We start from the raw sequence: 19,997 nt of genomic DNA on the forward strand, positions 1-19,997 counted from the left end.
TATGACGGCCACTATCTATCCTAAAAAATGAAAAGCGTACCGTTACTTCAATACGCTTTTCATCTTTTAAAATATGGATTTGTAATTAACCTAACCGAACAATTCGCTGCTCTACTTCTTTTAATGCTTCCTGTATGCCACTACGCTGTTCTTTCAGCAGTTCCAAGTGGTCGGCATGGTCTGCGTAATCGGCTATGCACTGGTCATATTTTTCTATAGCCGCCTTTTCGCCGGTGGTAATGGCCTGTAAAATTGCCTTATCTTCTTTGCTGCTAAATGCTTGTTTTAAGGTAAGCCAGGTACGGTGCAAGCCGCCCAGCAAGCCACCTTCATCATTACCAGCCTCACCACCGTGTGCCGCTATATGTTCTTTTAATTCTGCCTCGTAAACAATGCGTTCGCCAGATAATTTCAAAAACAATGCTTTTAGCTCGGGTGAATCTGTTGCTTCCGCAGCCGATTGATAGCCCTCTTTGCCATCATTAACCAGTACCAGCAACTGCTTCAAATCAGCGATTACTTCGGGTTTGGTTTTTAACGAGGATGATTGAATGTTTTCCATAGTAAATAGATAGTATATCGTAAATAGAATACCGAGCTGCAAAAAGCCAGCCATGATACGTATTAATCGATGTCACACTACGCTGCACATTTTCAATCCTTCCCCCTTATTCTATTATTGAGGTGATTAAAGTACAATTCGTAGTTTATCCGGTACTTATGCAAAAATCTTATCTATCATTATTTCCCCTTTGCCATCATGTAATCAATCGTTAAGTCGCACAAAGCTTTTACCCCCAGCGTAAAGCCGCTTTCATCGATATAAAAATCGGGCGTATGGTGGGCCGGGGCAGTTAGCGGATCTTGGTTTTTCGGCATACCACCTAAAAAGAAAAACAGGCCGGGTACTTTCTCCTGATAAAAGCTAAAATCTTCGGCACCGGTTACGGCAGGGCGCAGCAATACGTTGCTGGTACCGGCCACAGCCTGTAAAGTGGGCAGCATCCGATCGGTAAGTGTAGGGTCATTATAAGTTACCGGATAGTGGGTGGTATAAGGTATTTTTACTTCGGCTTCGGCACCGGCGGCTTCAGCGGTGTGGGTTACAATTTGCTTTACGCGGCTAATGAGCATTTGCTCGTCGCTTTTGCTCAAAGCCCGCAGAGTACCTGTCATTTCTACCCGTTCGGGGATAATGTTGGAACGGTTGCCGCCGTTGATGGAGCCAATAGTTACCACTGCTGCGTTTTCTGTTACGTTCAAATTTCGGCTCACAATGGTTTGCAGGGCATTCACAATTTGAGCAGAAGTTACGATAGGGTCAACGCTCGACCACGGGTAAGCTCCGTGTGAGGATTTACCCTTTACGACGATTTGCATATCATTTACCGCAGCCATAGTACCACCCGGGCGGTAAGTTAATTTACCCACCTCGGTTTGCGAATTGATGTGCAGCCCGAAAATAACATCCACCTTTGGATTTTGCAGTACGCCCTCTTTCACCATCAGCGCTGCGCCGCCCTCCTCACCTACCGGCGGACCTTCTTCTGCCGGTTGAAATATAAACTTTACCGTGCCGTGCAAGTCGCTCTTCATGGAGCTGAGTATTTGCGCTACGCCCATCAGGATGGCCATATGTGAATCGTGCCCGCAGGCATGCATGGCGCCTACCTCCTGCCCGTTAAATGTAGTTTTTATTTTGGAAGCAAAAGGAACCGGGGTGCGTTCAACTACAGGCAAGGCATCCATATCCGCCCGCAGGGCTACCACCGGGCCGGGCTTACCACCCTTTAGCACACCCACCACACCGGTTTTGGCTACGCCCGTTTTTACTTCGATGCCTAATGATTTCAGATAACCGGCGATGATGCCCGAAGTACGTACTTCATGATTGCCTAATTCGGGGTTGGCATGGAAATCGCGCCGCCAAGCCACTACTTTGCCGCTCAGGGCATCTGCCTTTTTGCTCACCTCGCTTTTTAAGGCATCAGTTTGGGCAAAGGCGGAAAGCGAAAGCAGAGAAAAAGCTAATAGTAAAGGTTTCTTCATATCAGGGGATTGTGTTCTAATATAAAAACAAAAAGCCGGCTTTAATAAGCCGGCTTTTTGTTTTTATATGAATTTTATTTAGTTAAACCCTAATAAATCAATAGTAAATACCAATACAGAGTTTGGAGGTATACTACCCGCAGCCTGGTTGGCGTATCCCAACCCTGATGGAATGAGTAGCAGTATACGTCCGCCTTTATTGATATGAGGTACACCATATTGCCAGCCTGCAATTAGGCGGGCTAAAGGAGAGCTGTTAATTGTACCGCTATCAAACACAGTTCCATCCAATAACTCTCCTTTGTAAACTACAGATACTGTAGAAGTACTGGTTGGATAAGTACCGCTACCAGGCGTAAGTACCTGATAGTATACGCCTGACGGATCTTTTTGTGCATCAATGTTTTTGCGTTTGATATAAGATTGGATAGCATTATCATCAGCCACTGCCTGGGCAGCAGGATCAAAATTATCCTTCTTATCTTTTTTGCAGGCGGTAAGTGTAGTGGCCGCAATGAAAAATAGTAATAGAAATTTCTTCATCCTTTTATAACGCTTAAACGGTGGTTTTAATATTCAGTTCTTTCATTTGCGCTTCGGCAATGGTAGACGGCGAATCAATCATCACATCGCGGCCTGAATTATTTTTAGGGAAGGCTATCACATCACGAATGGAATCCAGGCCGGCAAAAATAGAGCAGAGGCGGTCAAACCCAAAAGCAATACCACCATGCGGCGGTGCGCCGTATTCAAAGGCATCCATTAAAAAGCCAAACTGCTTTTGGGCTTCTTCGGCTGAAAAGCCCAGGTGCTTAAACATCAGCGCCTGTACATTACGGTCATGTATACGGATGGAGCCGCCGCCAATTTCAGTACCGTTAATCACCAAATCATAAGCATTGGCGCGTACCGCATCAGGATCGGTATCCAGCAGGGCAATATCTTCTGGCTTAGGTGAAGTGAACGGGTGGTGCATGGCATGGTGGCGCTGGGTTTCCTCGTCCCACTCCAGCAGCGGGAAGTCAACCACCCACAGCGGTGCAAACTCATCTTTTTTACGCAAACCTAAGCGATTGCCCATTTCCAGGCGCAGTTCGTTCAGTTGCTTGCGTACCTTATCCGTTTTACCGGCCAGCAGCAGCATCATATCGCCAGGCTCGGCACCAAAGGCAGCAGCCCACTGTTTCAGGTCTTCTTCGTTGTAAAACTTATCAACTGATGATTTGATGGTACCATCGGTATTGTAACGGGCATATATTAAACCGGTAGCACCAATTTGCGGGCGTTTCAGCCAGTCAGTTAACTCATCTACCTGCTTACGGGTGTAACCGGCGCAGCCTTTGGCATTGATACCAACCACCAGTTCGGCATTATCGAATATTCCAAAGTTTTTACCTTTTACAATATCGTTCAGCTCTACAAATGGCATCCCAAAACGCAGATCTGGTTTATCAGAGCCATACAAGCGCATAGCATCAGCATACTGCATGCGCGGAAAGTTGTCCAGCTCCAAACCTTTTACCTGTTTAAACAGGTGGCGTGTTAAGCCTTCAAATATATTCAGGATATCTTCCTGGGTAATGAAAGACAGTTCGCAGTCAATCTGGGTAAATTCCGGCTGACGGTCGGCACGTAGGTCCTCATCACGGAAACACTTTACAATCTGGAAATAACGGTCAAACCCGCTCACCATTAGCAACTGCTTGAAGGTTTGCGGCGATTGCGGCAAGGCGTAAAACTCGCCCGGATTCATGCGGCTTGGTACCACGAAATCGCGCGCCCCTTCGGGGGTTGATTTTATCAGCACCGGGGTTTCTACCTCAATAAATTCCTGCTCGGTTAAGTAACGGCGAATCTCTTGTGCAATTTTGCTGCGCATCATCAGGTTATTGCGCAGCGGGTTACGGCGTAAATCCAGGTAACGGTATTTGGCACGCAGTTCCTCGCCCCCATCGGTATCATCCTCAATTAAAAACGGTGGAATTTTTGATTCGTTCAGTATAGTTAATTCTGATACGGCAATTTCAATTTCACCGGTCGGAATTTTCAGGTTCTTGTTAAATCGCTCCAACACCTTTCCGGTTACCTGAATCACAAACTCGCGGCCCAGGTTACGGCCTTTTTCACGCAGTTCAGCATCGGTATCTGCATTCAGTACCAATTGGGTTAGGCCATAGCGGTCGCGCACATCAATAAAGGTAGTACCACCTAAATCGCGCGATTTCTGTACCCATCCGCACAAAACTACTTCCTGCCCTAAATGACTGAGATTTAACTCGCCACAAGTGTGTGTTCTTAACATTGTTACCGAAATTTTGTAAAGTTCGCAAAAGTAGTATTTTTTGAATAAAAGGGTTTGCTTAATGTTATCACAGTGTTGGTGTTTCATTAGGACAAGGATGTACTGTTATGAAAGCCGGTGGATGTTACTTTTCTTTTTCCGCAAAAGAAAAGTAACCAAAAGAAAACTCGTGGCTGCGTCTTTTTCTATGAGTGTGCAGTAAGTAGGCAACTGTAGTGGTAGCCGAAAAAGCCAAGGCCACAGGTGGAGGTATTTAAGGTTTTGTGGTTGCAGGTGCTTAAATTAGAATTTGTAGGATTTAAGAATGAGCAGGATGCTTTGCGGCACTTTGTTATTCACCACGTCATTGCGAGGAACGAAGCAATCTTTCACCACCTGACTAAGGCAGGATGCATAGAGATTGCTTCGTACCTCGCAATGACGTGGGGGTGTATGTGTGGTACCAAGTATTTCTTGATTCTTGCGTCTTACCCTTGGTACTTGTCAGCCCCTCAGCTTTGGGCGAAAGGCAGGCAGCACTAGGTGGGCAGTGTGGTGGCAAGAGGCCTTTTAGTGTTTGCACTGTCAACGGGCAAAGCACAGCCCGTTCATACGCAAACACTAAACAGCCTGTGGTGCTGCCTGCCTTTGCAGGATTGGCCTCGTGCGGCAAAAAGCCTAATGGGGCTGTACTTGATTTTTTGTTACTTTTTGATCAAGCAAAAAGTAAACAGACGACAATAAAGCACACCCCCCGCAAAGCGGATAGCAGCATAACTAACCGCCTTTACCTTGCAATTACATCATTAAACAACAAAATCTTTATCTTTGCTCTTACATCCGGGATAAAAACCCGGCAGTAATAACCATGATTAAAGAAGCAGAAATTGTATGCTCACCCCAGGAGCATGAAGATGCGGCGGCATTAAAACGCATCGCCTCGGCCAAAATTAATTTTCCTGTCAAACGCATACAGGACGTACAAATTGTTAAACGCTCCATTGACGCCCGTGGGCGTAAAGTACTGTACCGTATGCAGGTGCGCGTGTTTATTGACGAACAACGCCCGGTTGAACATTATACGGTTCAATACCCAACAGTACAGGAAGCCCAGCCGGTGATCATTATCGGCGCAGGCCCGGCCGGATTATTTGCTGCCCTGCAGTGTTTACAACAAGGATTGAAACCTATAGTACTGGAACGCGGCAAAGATGTAAAGCAGCGCCGGCGCGATTTGGCTAATATTAACAAGCAGGGACTGGTGAACCCGGAATCTAACTATTGTTTTGGAGAAGGCGGCGCCGGCACGTATTCGGACGGTAAACTGTACACCCGTTCCACCAAGCGAGGCGACGTAAATAAAGTACTGGAGGTATTTGTAGCGCATGGCGCTACTGAAGACATTTTGGTAGACGCCCGTCCGCATATCGGTACCAACAAGCTGCCACAGATCATCACCGCTATCCGAGAAACCATATTAAACGCCGGGGGAGAGATTCATTTTGATACAAAAGTAACTGCTTTACAAGTAGCTTTTGATAAAATTAAAGGCGTACAAACAGCCAATGGGCAACAGTTCAACGCTGATGCGGTTATCTTGGCTACCGGCCACTCAGCACGCGATGTATTTGAAATGCTGCACCGCCAGAATATTTTAATTGAAGCCAAACCCTTTGCCCTGGGTGTACGCATTGAACATCCGCAGCAAATTATTGACCAGGCGCAGTACCATTGTGAATACCGCGGCCCGCATTTGCCGCCTTCGTACTACAGTTTGGTAGAGCAGGTGGATAACCGCGGAGTATTTTCCTTTTGCATGTGCCCGGGCGGCATCATTGCCCCCTGTGCCACCGACCCGAACGAGATTGTGGTGAACGGTTGGAGCCCATCCAAGCGCAATAACCCTTTTGCTAATTCGGGCACTGTAGTGCAAATCAACCTGGAAGATGTACCGGGTAATGATAACGACCCATTCAAATTACTGCGCTTTCAGCAGCAGATAGAGCAAGTAGCCTTTACTGCCGGCGGTGGCAATTTAGTAGCCCCGGCGCAGCGCATGGTTGATTTTGCAGAAGGGCGTATCTCTGCCGATTTACCCGTAAACTCTTACTTGCCTGGCACCACAAGTGTAGCCTTAAAAGAAGTATTACCCGACTGGATTGCCGAGCGCCTACGCAAAGCCCTGCCTGCATTTGGGCGCAAAATGAAGGGTTATTATACTAATGAGGCGATATTGGTGGGTGTAGAATCGCGCACCTCATCGCCGGTAAAGGTGCCGCGCGACCGTGAAACGCTGCAACATCCGCAGATTAAAGGATTATTTCCATGTGGTGAGGGTGCCGGTTATGCAGGTGGCATTATTTCTGCTGCGATAGATGGTATCAACTGTGCCGCAGCAGCGGCCAAAATTTTAGCATAATGGCAACATCCGCACAACTGGCAAAACAGTTTACCGAAATTTTTTCGGGGCAGCCCTGGTATGGCAATCATATTTATTCAATACTGGAGCCGGTAGATTTTGAAACGGCGTATGACCGGCCGGTAAACGCAGGGCATTCTATCATCGAAATTTTGCTGCACATGCTCAGCTGGACGGAGGAAGTAACAGCACGTATGGGCGGTAAAATGGCCAGCGAACCGGCAGGTGGCGACTGGCCTGAGGCCGGCGACCCTGACGAACAAAAATGGCCCCAGCTGGTTAATAATTTAAAGCTGGCCAATGTAAATCTGGAAAAAGTGATTCAGGATTTTCCTGCTGAGCGGTGGAGCGAGCCGGTAAACGACCAGCGCGGCACCGAGCCGGTGAGCACTTACCAGGGTTTGATAGAAGGCTTTTTACAACATCAGATTTACCATGCCGGCCAGATTGCATTACTAACCAAACAACTCCATGGCTGATAAAAAAACATTAGTACTGGGTGCCACGCCAGATTCAAGCCGGTATGCGAACCTGGCTGCTAACCGCCTGGTGCGCACGGGGCACACCATTGTAAACGTGGGCATTAAGACCGGCGAAGTAGCAGGTGTCCCCATTGAGAAGCCTGAAACCATACATGATGATATTGATACAGTGACTTTGTATATCGGCACCCGCAACCAGCCGCCTTTGTATGATTACATACTGGCGACTAACCCCAAGCGCATTATTTTTAACCCGGGTACTGAGAACAATGAACTGCGCCAGCTGGCCCGCGAGCGTGGCATTGAAACCATATCGGCTTGCACACTGGTGATGCTGGCAACGGGGGAATATTAAGGGCTTTTCTGTTTCAAACAATAATACCAATTTACGTCATTGCGAGGTACGAAGCAATCTCTCTGCGCCTTAACTAAGACTGATATATAGAGATTGCTTCGTACCTCGCAATGACGTGTTAGGGGTCGGGATGAAGCTTTTATATTAACTAAAGATGGATGACGCTACACGTCCTTCACCTCATACCCTGCCTTCACAAAATCCGTCCAGAATGCAGGGTATGATTTTTCTACTACGGGTGCATCTTCAATTTCTATCTGCGGTATCAGCAGTGCCAGTGGCGCGAAAGCCATCGCCATACGGTGATCTTCGTATGTACGGATCAGGATATGTTCGGGAATGAACTTTTCGCTGCAATCCAGTTTATAAACCAATCCTTTTTCAATCAGCTTTACGCCCATTTTGGCCAACTCGTTTTGCAGGGCATTAATGCGGTCGGTTTCTTTTATTTTTAAAGTTTCCAGTCCGGTAAACGAGGCATTATGGCCCAAGGCTGCACATACCACAATCAGCGTTTGCGCTAAATCGGGACATGATTTCAGGTCAAATATCTTTCTCACAACCGGCTTGGGTTCCTTCTTCAGGTACACACCGCCGTTTTTGAATTGCGAAGTGATACCGAAGTTGGCCATTAGTTCAGTAATTACACTATCGCCTTGCAAACTGTAAGCGGTTAAGCCGGGCAAAAACAGTTCAGCCTCATCGGCCAAAGCCGCTACCGAATACCAGTAAGATGCAGCACTCCAGTCAGGTTCCACCCAAAGGCTGCCTTCTTTAAAAGGTTGCGGCGCAATGCTGATGGTATTTTCATTCCAGTTGTGTTGAATACCGGCTTGCTGCAACATGCTCAAAGTCATTTCCACATAAGGGCGCGAAGTGAGTTCGCCTTTAATATGCAGGTTTAACCCTTGCGGCAATTGCGAAGCAATTAATAACAAGGCGGTAATATACTGGCTGCTGATATCGCCTTTAACGCTGATATCGGCTGTAGTTTGCTGAAAGCCGCCGGCAATATGCAGGGGCGGATAGCCTTCCTGCTCTGCGTAGCTGATGTTAGCGCCCAAGGCACGCAATGCATCTACCAGTATGCCGATAGGCCGCTGTTTCATCCGCTCCGAGCCGGTGAGCAGTACCTCACCTTCCTGTAAAGCAAAATAAGCAGTTAAAAACCGCATAGCTGTACCTGCCGGGCCTATGTTCACCACAGGTACTCCCTCTATATCAGCAACTTTTTGACTTTTTACTTTTGAATTTTGATTTCGGAGTATCTCTGCCAAAGTTACTGCATCAGCAGCATCCGATATGTTTTCTACCTTAACAGCTCCTTTGCTCAAAGCCTCTATCACCAGTGCCCGGTTGCACTCACTTTTAGAACCGGTGAGCTGTATGGTTGCATTAATGATTTTAGAAGGCGCAGAAACGATGATATTTTTTGATGACATGCGTAAGTTTTATAATGACGATAAAAAACCTTGTCATTGCGAGCGCTAGCGTGGCAATCGCTTGCTCTACCGAGGCGCAGATGCCTACGTGCGTTTGCCGCGCTATCGCTCGCAATGACAGAAAGAACAATTACGCGTGTGTTAAATTTTCTTTGGGCTGCTCTGTGGCCTGGCCTTCGTTCATAATTTCAGTTTGCTTGCGGATGGATTCGCCGTGGATAAGTTCCAGCAGTTTCTCGGTAAACTCGCCGCTTAGTTTTAAGGCTTTGGCGTAGTTGGTACGTTTCTGCAAAATCTCGTCCCAACGGTTTACCTGTAAAATGGTAATGCCGTTTTCTTTTTTGTGGTTACCAATTTTCTCTACAATCTGCATACGCTCGGCCAGTTTCTGTATCACCAGGTCATCGAGCTTGTCAATTTGTGAGCGCAGGTCGGCCAGTTTATCTTTCAGGTCAGTGCTTACGGCTTCTGGTTTGCGCAGGGTCAGGCGGTCAATCAAATCAGCCAGTGCCGATGGGGTTAACTGCTGCTTGGCATCCGTCCAGGCTACTGATGGGTCAATATGCGATTCGATCATCAAACCCTGCATATCCAAATCCAACGCTTTTTGAGAAACGTAAGGAATCAGTTCGCGGTTACCCGAAATGTGGCTTGGGTCGTTAATGATTGGCAATTCAGGTGCATGAGTTTTCAGGTTGATGGCTAAATCCCACATCGGTTCGTTACGGAAAGCGGTTTTTTCGAAAGAAGAGAAACCACGGTGAATAGCCGCCAGTTTAGTGATGCCCGCACGGTTAATACGCTCCAGCGCACCAATCCACAAAGACAAATCAGGGTTAACCGGGTTTTTTACCATTACCGGGATATCTACACCTTGTAGTGCATCGGCAATTTCCTGTACGGTGAAAGGATTAACGGTTGAACGGGCACCTACCCAAAAAATATCAACCCCTGCCTTCAACGCCTCCTCAACGTGTTTACCGGTGGCTACTTCTACTGCGGTAGGCAGGCCGGTTTCCGCTTTAGCACGCTTCAGCCACTCGAGGCCAATGCTGCCAATGCCTTCAAACTCGCCGGGGCGGGTACGGGGTTTCCATATACCGGCGCGCAGGGCGCTTACTTTACCGGTATTGGCCAGCAGGTGTGCGGTGGCTACCAGTTGCTCCTCGGTTTCGGCACTGCAGGGGCCGGCAATTAATAAAGGTTGTTTGCCGGTATTGATCCAGCTGCTCAGGGGTTGTATGTTCAAATCCAGTTTCATCTTTGTTGGGTTTTAAGTTTAATTCATGGACCATAGTTCATGGTTCATGGTATGTTTAAATATTTTAATTTTTGTATTTACTTCTTTTATCAGTTAAGCTTTTAGCAACAGACACCTATAATCTCTCTCGCTATGGTCTATTAACTATCGACTATTAACTACGAGCCGTCCGCTCCCCGCTCATACTCGCCTAGTATGTTAAAGTTGTGGGTGTATTTGAGTATCTGCCTGATGGCGGTATCATAGTTTTGGCTGTCATCCCACTCTACATCTACATAAAAGTTATACTCATTACGCTTACCCAGCACCGGCATGGATTGTATTTTGCTCATGTTCACATTTTCCTGCGCCAGTATATTCAGCACTTTGGCCAGCGCGCCTACTTCGTTGCTCACTTGGAAGCATAGCGAGGCTTTGTTGGCCTTTACCACCTGTGCGTTTTCATGATGGGTAAGGATTAGGAAACGGGTAAAATTCTTTTTGTTGGATTCGATGCGGCGCTCCATTACCTGCAAATCGTACAACTCGGCGGCCAGTGTATTGGCAATAGCCACGGTATCGGTCAGTTGCTCCTCGCGGATGCGGCGGGCGCAAGCGGCGGTATCATTACTTTCGATGACTTTCAGTTGCGGGTACTCATCAATAAAATCAACGCACTGGCGGATGGCAATGGGGTGTGAGATTACCGTTTTTACATCCTCAAAATTCACACCCGGTAAGGCCAGCAGGTGCAACTGAATGGGCAGGTACACCTCGCCCACTACCGGAAAGTTGTAGCTGAGCAGCAGCGAGTAATTAGGCAGGATGCTGCCGGCAATGCTGTTTTCAATAGCCATTACCACATAATCAGCTTCCTTGTTTTTAAGCGCCTCAAAGGTTTGCTTAAAAGAGTTACACTCCACGGTTTCTATATCGGTGCCGAAATACCGGAAGGCGGCTTCCTCGTGAAAGGAAGCGCGGATGCCCTGGATGGCTACTCTTGGCTTTTGTGTTTCCATTTTTGCGTTAAAGCAAAAAGTCCCGGCTCTCTTTCGAGGCCGGGACTTTTTGTGTGTTTTATATGCTTTAGTTTACACAAATCAGTTCCGGCCCTTACTGCTAAAGTAAAAGTAATAACCAAAACCAAAAGTGTATGCGTTGTTCATTGCGTTGTTATAAAAGTAAAAGTACAGGTTAAAATGAATTTGTCAAGAGAAAATTTTAAATTTTTAAAAATAAATGAGGTGAACAGAATTTTATTTGCCTAAGCACCCTTACAGCTTACAATTATAAAGTTCATTATATAATAACTGATACGAAACAATCGCACAGAGGCTTCTATGCCCTGCACCCTAATGCTGTGAAGCAAGCGGGTGCCACGCTATCGCTCACAATGACAGAAATCAGTATAAGGGTAATACGTAATGCTAATCAAGCAACTCTGTATTCGGAAACTTTTCCATCAGGACGAGTGGCGGAATAATGTATCTTGAAATATGCAGCCGGCGGCCGTTCTTAAACTCCACGTAGTCAACTTCGGCATTTTTACCCCGTTTCACCTTTACTAACCGTACATCAGATTTTAAATAAGTCGTTTCTTCACCCACAGTACCATAATAAAACTCATTTTTACCCCGTGAAATAATGAGGCGTAGGTTTTTAACTTTCTGATAAGTGGAATAATTGAACAGTATAACAGTAAGGCCGATGATAAAAATAACCAAAGACACAATCACGGTACCGGTACTCTCCGTGTAAAAAGAAAATAGAACTGATACAAGCTGCAAGCCGAACACTCCTGTAAGCAAAGCACCCATAAGCAGGTAGGGTAACATGTATATCCACTTAAAGGTATATTCAAAATTACGGGTAATAAAATGCCTGGCTGCACCAATACTAAAGGTATGCTTTTCGAAAGGTTTAAGCGGCAAAGCAGTTTCATAAAAAGAGGTGACCACCACACAAGCTTCTTCCAGCGTAGCTACATGCATTTCGTACAAATGGTGCCCGGCATCCAAATAGTACAGGCAATATTTGTGGTTAAAATACGGGCCTAATTTTAAATATTCACCCAGTTCATTCATCACCGTAACCGAAGGACAGGTCGGTTCCACCTCAACCATATAACGCTCAGTTTCCCAAGGGTAATTTTTAATAATAGCCAATGTTTCTTCCAACGTACGCGGCTGCTCATCAGTAAACTCGCCGGGTTCGTAATTTTTGTATTGAAGTTTGGAGATAAAGGCGGACATATAGACGAGGTACTCAAATATGAATGGTACCTATTGTTAGATTTTGATGGTATGCATTAGTTACAGTAGCAATATGTAAATATTATACTGCCCAAACCTCGTTACACAGTTAAGTGAGAGCGTAAATAAGCAAGTAAATATGACTAACGTTGTCATGCTGAGGCCCTCGAAGCATAGGTGCACAGGCTTGATATCGCAGCGTTTCTGCACCTGCCCTTCAACGGAGCTCAGGGTGACAACGGAGGTGTTTGCTTTACCCTTTTGAGCAGCAACAGTATGTATTATATTACTCAAATAATACTGTTAACCACTTTAACTTATGAATACCTCACCAGTTCTTCCCGGTTCACAAACTTGTTCAGCAGAGTTTCACCGGCAATCAACCCTGAGGGAATTTCCAGTGTATGACCATCGTTAAACTTAATATATTTAACGCTAACAGATTTACCCCGCCAGGCTTGGATATATTTGATATCTGATTTTAAATATTTCACTTCCTTACCCACCGTTCCAAAGTAAAATTTCTCCTTGCCTCTGGAAATAAACAACCGAAAATGGAATGATGATTTATATAGCTTATAAACTGCCCTTAAAATAACAATGCCTATACCCAAGAAAAAAGCCATCCCTAAGAAAAAGAAGTACAGGTTACGACTATGGGGCGCATGTATTTCATCCGCAGTTAACCATACGGCAAGCGAGATCATCATCAAACCAATTAATATGAGCGGCACCATCTCAACCGGCTTAAATTTATATTCGAAATTATTAGTTACAAAATGCCGGGCAACACCGATGCTGAACATCCGCTTTTTGAATAATTTGAGTGGCAAAGCATCCTGAAAAAATGAGGTAACCAGATTATACACTTCATCCAATTGCTCAACCACCATTTTGTGCAACTGCCGCTTTCGGTTTAAAAAATAGATACCGAATTTATGGTTAAAGTAGATAGCTACCTTCAGATACTCCCCTTTTGCATTCATGATGGTAACCGATGGACAGGTGAGCCCAATAATAGCATAATCCCTCTCGGCCTGCCACGGAAAGTTGCGGATGCGCTTAAGAGTATCATCCAGGTTGCGCGGCTCCTCCATAATGAACTCACCTATTTCATAATTTTTATATTGAAGTTTGGAAATAAGTTCAACCATAGCTGACAGATAATGTGAGTGTGATGAATGGCAGTGATTATTTAACAAGCTTGAACCGAAAATGATTTTTTACAAATCTAAAGCTCCTGTTACGCTTATTATGCCCCCACCAAGGAGGGACAAAAACGCATTATCATTTCTATTAATATCACTGCACACTCATACCCTCCACCTGTGGCCTTGGCTTTTTCGGCTACCACTACAGTTGCCTACTCACCGCACACCTCAAAGAAGAAGACGCAGCCACGAGTGTATTCGCTAACGCTCATGAGATCGCTTACGCTAAGTCTTCTTTGGTTACTTTCTTTTTGCGGAAAAAAGAAAGTAACATCCACTGACGTTCATAAATGGCAACCCTTGCCTCATGAAAAACTAAACTTAAAGTTCATTCCACCCATCAAAATTCAAATCTGTTACACTTAACTATCTAAAAAGCACTGACACATTTACGCCAGTGCTGCGCCTGCTGCGTAGTGCTGCGGGTGCTGCGCACTGCTTCAGGGTGCTGCGCCTGCTGCGTAGTGCTGCACATGCTGCACCCGCTGCGCGCAGCACCACGCAACACCTGCACTATACAAACAAGTCCGCCGCAAAAACCTTATCTTTGCAAACTTATTTATAAACCCCATGACGGCTAAAGAAATACGCCAGGCTTTTCTGGACTTTTTTGCAGCCAAAGGCCACCAAATTGTGCCTTCGGCCCCTATCGTAGTTAAAAACGACCCAACACTGATGTTCACCAATGCAGGGATGAACCAGTTTAAAGATATTTTTCTGGGTGAAACCACACCCAAATTCACCCGTGCGGTAGACACCCAACGCTGCCTGCGGGTATCGGGCAAGCATAATGATCTGGAGGAAGTAGGTGTAGATACCTACCACCATACCATGTTCGAGATGCTGGGTAACTGGAGCTTTGGCGACTACTTTAAAAAAGAAGCCATTGCCTGGAGCTGGGAACTGCTGACCGAAGTATACAAAATAGATAAAAGCCGCCTCTACGTCACCATTTTTGAGGGCGATGAGAAGGAAGGCCTGGCGCGTGACCAGGAAGCGTACGACTACTGGGCGCAGTACGTAGAGCCCAGCCACATTCTGAACGGCAACAAGAAGGATAACTTTTGGGAAATGGGCGAAACCGGCCCTTGCGGCCCATGCTCCGAAATTCACTACGATGGCCGTACCGATGAGCAGCGCGCTGCTGTGGATGGTGCCACCCTGGTGAATGGCGATGATGCGCAGGTAATTGAAATTTGGAACAACGTATTCATGCAGTTCAACCGCCTTAAAGATGGTTTGCTGCAGCCGCTGCCGGCTAAGCACGTAGATACCGGTATGGGCTTTGAGCGCCTGGTGCGCGTATTGCAGGGCAAAACCTCCAACTACGATACGGATGTATTTATGCCGCTGATTGATTATGTTTCTCAAAAATCGGGCATTGCATACGGTGCTGAAGAGCGCACTGACATTGCCATGCGTGTAATGGCCGATCATATCCGCGCCATCAGCTTCGCCGTAGCCGATGGGCAGTTGCCGAGCAACAACAAAGCTGGTTACGTGATCCGCCGTATTTTGCGCCGGGCGGTGCGGTATGCTTACCAGTACCTCAACTTTAAAGAGCCATTTTTGAATCAGTTGGTGCCTTTACTGGCTGCGCAGTTTGAGGGGGTGTTTGATGAGTTGTACTCGCAGAGGGATTTTGTGCAGAAGGTGGTGTTGGAAGAGGAGGTTTCTTTTCTTAAAACATTAGAAAGAGGACTCAATCAATTTGATATTATTCTTAGCGATTATACGTCTCAACTAATCAATACCATAGCTTTTGACAGCTCAGAAAAAGCCAATTACGAGTCAACTTTAACAGACTTTGATAAAAAGCTACTCAATGGTATCATACCTGGCGAATCAGCATTTTTATTACAGGACACATATGGGTTCCCAATTGATTTAACAGAATTATTAGCCCGTGAAAGAGGCTTGGTTGTAGACATTGAAGGCTACAACCAAGCCCTCGAACAACAAAAAAACCGCTCACGCGCTGCTACAGCCATTGATACCGGCGACTGGGTAACTCTGCGTGAGGATGATACCGTTGAATTTACCGGTTATGATGAAACTGAAACCGTAGCCCACATAGTAAAATACCGTAAAGTAACCGCCAAAGGCAAAGAGCAATACCAGTTGGTGCTGGATAAAACCCCATTCTACGCCGAAAGCGGCGGTCAGGTAGGCGATACCGGCGAGCTGGTATTCCCTGATGGTGAAATTGTGCCGGTAACCGATACCAAAAAGGAAAACGGCCTGATTGTACATTTTACCGACATACTGCCCGAAGATATTGATGATGCACTAACCGCCATTGTAGATGCCGGCAAACGTACCAGCACCGAGAACAATCACTCGGCTACCCACCTGCTGCATGCGGCCATGAAACAAGTACTGGGCAGCCACGTAAACCAAAAAGGCTCCCTGGTAAATGCCGATTACCTGCGCTTCGACTTTTCGCATTTTGCCAAGGTAACCGAAGCAGAGCTGGCGCAGATTGAAGCCATTGTAAACCAGAAGATACGCGAGAACGTGAACCTGGTTGAGCAGCGCAATGTACCTTACCAGGAAGCCATCAGCAGCGGTGTAACCGCCCTGTTTGGCGAAAAGTATGGCGACTACGTGCGGGTAATTACCTTTGACGAAACATTCTCCAAAGAATTGTGCGGTGGTACTCACGTAAAAGCCACAGGGCAAATTGGTTATTTTAAAATAGTAGCTGAAAGCGCCGTAGCAGCCGGAGTACGCCGTATTGAGGCCATTACCGGTGCAGCTGCCGAGCGTTTTATCAACGAGCAGAACCAATTGGTGCAGCAATTAAAAGAGCTGCTGAAAAATCCAAAGGATATTTCAAAAAGCATTGAAAGCCTGCTGGAAGAGAATACCCGACTGAAAAAGGAAATTGAAAAAACGGTACTGGAAAAAGCAGCCGGCCTAAAGCATGACCTGGCCAAACAGGCCGAAAACATCAACGGTATCAACTTTATTGCTGCCAAAGTAGACTTGCCTAATGCCGATGCAGTAAAGAACCTGGCCTACCAGTTAAAAGATATCGTTTCTGACTTGTTCCTGGTGCTGGCGGCCGATTTTGAAGGCAAGCCCAACCTCACCGTAATGATTGCCGAAAATTTGGTGAAAGATAAAGGCCTGAATGCAGGCACCATTGTACGCGAACTGGCGAAGGAAATACAAGGCGGTGGCGGCGGTCAGCCATTCTTTGCTACAGCAGGTGGTAAAAACCCTGCTGGTTTAGATGCGGCTTTAACAAAAGCCAAAACATTCGTTAGCTAATGAGGTTGTAAATCCAGCCAATTATAAACGCATCATATAGTAGGCATAGTCTCCCACATATGATGCGTTAACAAGATTTTAAAAGCCATCCCTGTTCATAAAGGATGGCTTTTTTCATGGTTGCTTATTCTTTGATTTTTTTAAGGCACCCTGTAACATTCCGTTGTTTTATCTCGTCAGATATGGTATTAAAACTCAACCTTATCATGATTACCATACAACACAAAACCACATTTAAAAAGAAACAGGTAGATGTTCGGGAATGGCTGGACTACCGTCCCTGGCAGGCAAGTCAGTACACTATTGTTCAAGTAAACCAGATAGTGAAACTATTTTACAACAACCGCTACATGGGCCTGTTCGAGGAAAGCCTGGCGCAAGATTTCTTGAAAACCAACCAGTACTGGATTGTAAAAGAACTTAACCAGTTCGATTATTTTAACCTGGCTCACCGTACTACACCGCAACGTATAAAAGGCTTACTGGCAATAATCAGTGGCAAACCCTTAAACTTCATTAAGGCAACTTAGCATATTATAAGCTTTTGTCATTTCGAGGGACGAAGCAACTTCGTAGCTGTGTACTTCGCTTTGTAAACGATGAGATGGCGCCCGCTCCTCGCAATGGCAAGCTTTTGGCTATACTATTTTAAACCTTTACAACGCTCTCACTCGTTGCCATATTTGCTCATCTACCGGTATACCTTCAGCCAGATTGCGTTGGCGGGTGCGTAACGTATTTTCGCCGGGGTAGGTAATGGTGCGGCCTAGCTGTACAGGCTCACTGCTTTTAGTATAATCTAAAATTTGCTCAATTAACTGCCCGGTAAGTGCATCATCATCCGGCCTGATGCAAATAAACACCTGCGATACGCCGGATTCAATTTTACCTTTGGTAATTGCTGCTGTAGAGTTGCCCCGGCTCAGTATAGTGGCCAATAAATCGAGCATTAAGGATAAGCCCGAACCTTTCCAAAAGCCGGCAGGTAATAGGCGTTTAGATGCAATAATAGCTGAGGCATCGGTGCTCAGGTTCCCCTGTTCATCATAACCGCCGGGCAAAGGCAGTTCTTCGCCCGATGACTGGTATTGCAAAAGCTTACCGAAAGAATACTGCGAAACCGCCATATCCAATACCACATGCCCTTCTGCACGGGGCACGGCAATTACCAGCGGGTTATTGCCCAGGCGTGGGTCGAGGCCACCCCAAGGCGGCAAATTTGCAATGGTATTGGTAAAGCAGATGCCTATACACCCGGCATCGGCAGCCTGCCAGCCATAGGTACCGCCGCGCATCCAGTGGTTGGTATTTTTGATAGCCACACACCCAATGCCATGCTGCTTCGCCAGTTGAATAGCCCTGTCCATACAAAAGCGGGCATTTAACATGCCGGGGCCTAAATTTCCGTTCCAGCGTTCTATCAATCCTAAACTCTGTTCGGCTGTTGGCTCCGCATCAACATGAATCACCCCCTGCTTAACGTAATCCACAAATACAGGGAAACGGTTTAAGCCATGCGTATATACACCGTTTAAGCTGTTCTCCGCAAAAATAGCAGCCACATCGCTGGCTTTTCCGGCTGCGAATTGCAGCCCAAGCAGTACACGCTCGAATTCGGCTTTTAGTTGGTGAAAGGGGATACGCATAAATTGGGGTAAATAACAGAAGGACAAAGGATGAAAGGTAAAGGTTTTTTAAAATGTAACTCAACTGATTTTTTCGGTATTGCCAACTTTCTTACCACATTGGGGTTGTAACCACCACTACATGATGACATCTGCTATTAACCCCTTTCAATCTTTTTGGATGGCTGGCTATGAATGTGCCGACCAGCTCAATTGCCACCGCCAGCGGGTAGACCTGCTTACCCAAACCGGGCATTTACAACTTATTGATGAAGATTACCAGCTATTACAGCCTTTTGGTATTAAAACCGTGCGCGAAGGCATTCGCTGGAGCGTAGTGGAAAAGACGCCTTACCATTACGATTGGAGCACAGTTGCACTGATGCTGCAAGCCGGCCAGCGTGACGGCATACAGCAAATATGGGATATCTGCCATTTCGGCTTTCCGGATGACCTGCATCCGCTGCACCCTGATTTTACCAGCCGCTTTGTGGCTTTATGCGAGGCGTTTGCGCGCTTCTATCGCTCTCAGTATCCAACCGCAACACTAATAGTAACGCCTGTAAATGAGGTGAGCTTTCTTTCCTGGTTGGGTGGCGAAAACTGCGGTACAGCGCCTTACTTAACCAATCAGGGGTGGGAGGTGAAATATCACCTTATGAAGGCTTTTATTGCAGGCGTGGCCGCCATGCGTAACATCGATCCGTCGGTAAAAATATTAACTACCGAGCCGCTGGTAAACATGGTACCCCCATTGAACCCTACTGATGAGCAAATAGAAGAAGCAGCCTTTCAGCAAAACTTGCAATTTCAGTCGCTGGATATGCTGTGCGGTTTTATTTGTCCCGAACTGGGCGGTAAGCCGGAGTATGCAGACGTTTTGGGGTTCAACTTTTATTATAATAACCAATGGGTAATCGGCCAGGAAGAGTTTTTGCCCTGGTTTAATGAGAACCCCGATCCGCGCTGGATGCCTTTGCATGAATTGCTTAGTGTAGCCTACGCCCGCTACCAAAAGCCCATGATACTGAGCGAAACCAGCCACTCGGGTGTTGACCGCCCCAACTGGTTGGATTTTATTACCAACCAATGCGCTGTATTATTACAGCAACACATACCGCTTTGGGGTGTATGCCTTTACCCCATTATTGACCGGCCCGACTGGAATGATTTATCCTGCTGGCACCATTCTGGCCTATGGGATGTAACAAACCCTGATGCATCGGTGCCTGAACGGCTGTTGCATCAGCCCTATGCTGAGGCATTGCTCAAAGCCCGGCATCAGTTAGAACAAATACCCGGCGCAATACGCGCAGATACAAAAGTTGAAGAGATTGAGAATGATATTCAAACTATAAGTTAATA

Annotated in this window: 16 protein-coding genes; 6 read left to right on the top strand and 10 right to left on the bottom strand. The window is 46.3% G+C overall.

Annotation, left to right across the window (positions count from 1 at the left end; genetic code table 11):
• Positions 1 to 85: 85 nt before the first annotated feature.
• The 4 genes from ACYVNW_RS10645 to aspS all read right to left on the bottom strand — a co-directional run bounded on the left by ACYVNW_RS10645 (position 86) and on the right by aspS (position 4,351).
• Positions 86 to 562 (bottom strand): PA2169 family four-helix-bundle protein, encoded by a 477-nt coding sequence (locus ACYVNW_RS10645; RefSeq protein ID WP_460679847.1) that lies wholly within the window; start codon positions 560 to 562, stop codon positions 86 to 88.
• A gap of 179 nt (positions 563 to 741) precedes the next feature.
• Positions 742 to 2,049 (bottom strand): amidohydrolase, encoded by a 1,308-nt coding sequence (locus ACYVNW_RS10650; RefSeq protein WP_460679848.1) that lies wholly within the window; start codon positions 2,047 to 2,049, stop codon positions 742 to 744.
• A 78-nt stretch (positions 2,050 to 2,127) separates the two neighbouring features.
• Positions 2,128 to 2,592 carry an FKBP-type peptidyl-prolyl cis-trans isomerase gene (locus ACYVNW_RS10655; protein WP_460679849.1) on the bottom strand — a complete coding sequence of 155 codons (465 nt, stop codon included), beginning with the start codon at positions 2,590 to 2,592 and terminating at the stop codon, positions 2,128 to 2,130.
• A gap of 13 nt (positions 2,593 to 2,605) precedes the next feature.
• Positions 2,606 to 4,351 carry an aspartate--tRNA ligase gene (gene aspS / locus ACYVNW_RS10660; protein ID WP_460679850.1) on the bottom strand — a complete coding sequence of 582 codons (1,746 nt, stop codon included), beginning with the start codon at positions 4,349 to 4,351 and terminating at the stop codon, positions 2,606 to 2,608.
• Between the two features lie 847 nt (positions 4,352 to 5,198).
• Here aspS and ACYVNW_RS10665 point away from each other — a divergent pair.
• The 3 genes from ACYVNW_RS10665 to ACYVNW_RS10675 are packed head-to-tail and all read left to right on the top strand — an operon-like array spanning position 5,199 to position 7,586.
• Complete coding sequence (locus tag ACYVNW_RS10665; RefSeq protein ID WP_460679851.1) at positions 5,199 to 6,749, top strand: NAD(P)/FAD-dependent oxidoreductase; 1,551 nt, start codon at positions 5,199 to 5,201, stop codon at positions 6,747 to 6,749.
• Positions 6,749 to 7,228, top strand: coding sequence for a DinB family protein (locus tag ACYVNW_RS10670; protein ID WP_460679852.1), 480 nt, complete (start codon positions 6,749 to 6,751; stop codon positions 7,226 to 7,228). Before ACYVNW_RS10665 ends, ACYVNW_RS10670 begins: the two co-directional genes overlap by 1 nt.
• On the top strand, positions 7,221 to 7,586 hold the full coding sequence (locus ACYVNW_RS10675) for a CoA-binding protein (RefSeq protein ID WP_460679853.1): 366 nt from the start codon (positions 7,221 to 7,223) through the stop codon (positions 7,584 to 7,586). Before ACYVNW_RS10670 ends, ACYVNW_RS10675 begins: the two co-directional genes overlap by 8 nt.
• Before the next feature lie 164 nt (positions 7,587 to 7,750).
• Here ACYVNW_RS10675 and aroA read toward each other — a convergent pair whose 3' ends face one another.
• From aroA to ACYVNW_RS10700, 5 genes are all read right to left on the bottom strand, one after another.
• A complete protein-coding gene (gene aroA, locus ACYVNW_RS10680) occupies positions 7,751 to 9,028 on the bottom strand; it encodes a 3-phosphoshikimate 1-carboxyvinyltransferase (protein WP_460679854.1) in 1,278 nt (425 codons plus the stop codon).
• 130 nt (positions 9,029 to 9,158) lie between these two features.
• Positions 9,159 to 10,289, bottom strand: a complete 1,131-nt coding sequence (locus tag ACYVNW_RS10685) for a chorismate mutase (protein ID WP_460679855.1) — start codon at positions 10,287 to 10,289, stop codon at positions 9,159 to 9,161.
• Positions 10,290 to 10,447: 158 nt separating this feature from the next.
• Positions 10,448 to 11,287, bottom strand: a complete 840-nt coding sequence (locus tag ACYVNW_RS10690; protein ID WP_460679856.1) for a prephenate dehydratase — start codon at positions 11,285 to 11,287, stop codon at positions 10,448 to 10,450.
• Between the two features lie 408 nt (positions 11,288 to 11,695).
• Positions 11,696 to 12,520 carry a hypothetical protein gene (locus tag ACYVNW_RS10695; RefSeq protein ID WP_460679857.1) on the bottom strand — a complete coding sequence of 275 codons (825 nt, stop codon included), beginning with the start codon at positions 12,518 to 12,520 and terminating at the stop codon, positions 11,696 to 11,698.
• A 317-nt stretch (positions 12,521 to 12,837) separates the two neighbouring features.
• Complete coding sequence (locus tag ACYVNW_RS10700) at positions 12,838 to 13,674, bottom strand: hypothetical protein (RefSeq protein ID WP_460679858.1); 837 nt, start codon at positions 13,672 to 13,674, stop codon at positions 12,838 to 12,840.
• Positions 13,675 to 14,301: 627 nt separating this feature from the next.
• On the opposite strand from ACYVNW_RS10700, the gene alaS reads away from it, so the two are divergent.
• Both alaS and ACYVNW_RS10710 read left to right on the top strand, forming a co-directional pair.
• Complete coding sequence (alaS, locus tag ACYVNW_RS10705) at positions 14,302 to 17,007, top strand: alanine--tRNA ligase (RefSeq protein WP_460679859.1); 2,706 nt, start codon at positions 14,302 to 14,304, stop codon at positions 17,005 to 17,007.
• A gap of 206 nt (positions 17,008 to 17,213) precedes the next feature.
• The gene (locus ACYVNW_RS10710) at positions 17,214 to 17,537 is read left to right on the top strand and encodes a hypothetical protein (RefSeq protein ID WP_460679860.1); all 324 of its coding nucleotides are present in this window, start codon (positions 17,214 to 17,216) and stop codon (positions 17,535 to 17,537) included.
• Positions 17,538 to 17,663: 126 nt separating this feature from the next.
• Here the strand turns inward: ACYVNW_RS10710 and yiaK are convergent, their stop codons facing one another.
• Complete coding sequence (yiaK, locus tag ACYVNW_RS10715; RefSeq protein ID WP_460679861.1) at positions 17,664 to 18,653, bottom strand: 3-dehydro-L-gulonate 2-dehydrogenase; 990 nt, start codon at positions 18,651 to 18,653, stop codon at positions 17,664 to 17,666.
• Between the two features lie 121 nt (positions 18,654 to 18,774).
• Here yiaK and ACYVNW_RS10720 point away from each other — a divergent pair, with 121 nt between their 5' ends.
• A complete protein-coding gene (locus ACYVNW_RS10720) occupies positions 18,775 to 19,995 on the top strand; it encodes a family 1 glycosylhydrolase (RefSeq protein WP_460679862.1) in 1,221 nt (406 codons plus the stop codon).
• The last annotated feature ends 2 nt before the right edge of the window (positions 19,996 to 19,997 follow it).

The sequence above is a fragment of the Mucilaginibacter koreensis genome (assembly GCF_054783355.1).